This window comes from Sphingomonas mangrovi (genome assembly GCF_047975845.1).
GTDB lineage: Bacteria > Pseudomonadota > Alphaproteobacteria > Sphingomonadales > Sphingomonadaceae > Sphingomonas.
This window is the reverse complement of the sequence record NZ_JBIUCZ010000072.1, coordinates 1-1113: the sequence shown is the minus strand read 5'-3', so window position 1 is coordinate 1113 and position 1113 is coordinate 1. Positions and strand designations below refer to the sequence as shown.

General features: G+C 68.9%; 1 protein-coding gene. It reads left to right on the top strand.

Annotated elements, in window-relative coordinates; translation table 11 throughout:
• Positions 1-57: 57 nt before the first annotated feature.
• Positions 58-1113, top strand: a 1056-nt coding sequence (locus tag ACBY01_RS17155; protein WP_416462202.1) for an IS30 family transposase, incomplete at its 3' end; no start/stop codon positions are given.

Below are 1113 nucleotides of genomic sequence, written 5' to 3'. Positions count from 1 at the left end.
TGTGGGTTCAACCGGTGGTCGCAACGCATCATTCTCGAGGTGAGGAGGGTGTGAGCGATGAGGCAGCGCAAGCGGATCTACTATTCGGCCGAGCAGCGGGCGGAGATCTGGGAGCGGTGGCGGCGTGGCGAGTCGATGAGTTCGATCGGGCGGCGGTTCGAGCGGGAGTCGTCATCGATCTTCTCGGTCTTGTCCCCGACCGGCGGGATCCAGCCGCCAGAGCGGAGGCGCGCCGAGCGGGCGCTTCAGCTGCGTGAGCGCGAGGAGATCTCACGCGGACTGAGCAACGGGCAGTCGCTGAGGAGCATCGCGGCGCGGCTGGGGCGTGCGCCCTCGACGATCAGCCGGGAGGTCTGCCGCGGCGGTGGCGCGGAGCGCTACCGGGCGGTCGCGTCCGACCAGGGGGCGTGGGAGCGGGCGAGGCGGCCCAAGGTTTGCAAGCTGGCTTGCGACGCGGCCCTACGCCGAACAGTGTCGTCGAAACTGCGCCGCAGCTGGTCGCCCGAGCAGATCGCGGGCTGGCTCCGGCGAAGCTACCCGGACGACGAGCAGCACCGCGTGTCACACGAGACGATCTACAAGAGCCTCTACATCCAGGCGCGCGGCGTCCTGAAGAAGGAACTGCTCGAGCATCTTAGGGCGAAGCGCACGATACGCCGCTCACGCCATGCCAGCCTCAAGGGACAGGGCCTGGGTCAGGTCAAGGACGCGGTATCGATCAGCGAGCGACCGGCCGAGGCGGAGGACCGCGCCGTTCCCGGTCACTGGGAAGGCGATCTGCTTGCCGGCGCCCGCGGCAGTGCCATCGCCACTCTGGTCGAGCGTCACTCCCGCTACGTCGTCCTGGTCAAGCTCGCCGGCAAGGACACCAACAGCGTCGTCGCCGCGCTGATCCGGCAGGCGCGCCACCTGCCGCGGGAGCTGTATCGCTCGCTCACCTGGGACCGCGGCCCGGAATTGTCCGGCCACCGCCGCTTCACGCTCGCGACCGACATCGCCGTCTACTTCTGCGATCCGCAGAGCCCGTGGCAGCGCGGCACCAACGAGAACACCAACCGCTTGCTGCGTCAGTACCTCCCCAAGGGCCTCGACCTCGCCACCTTCAGCCAGGCC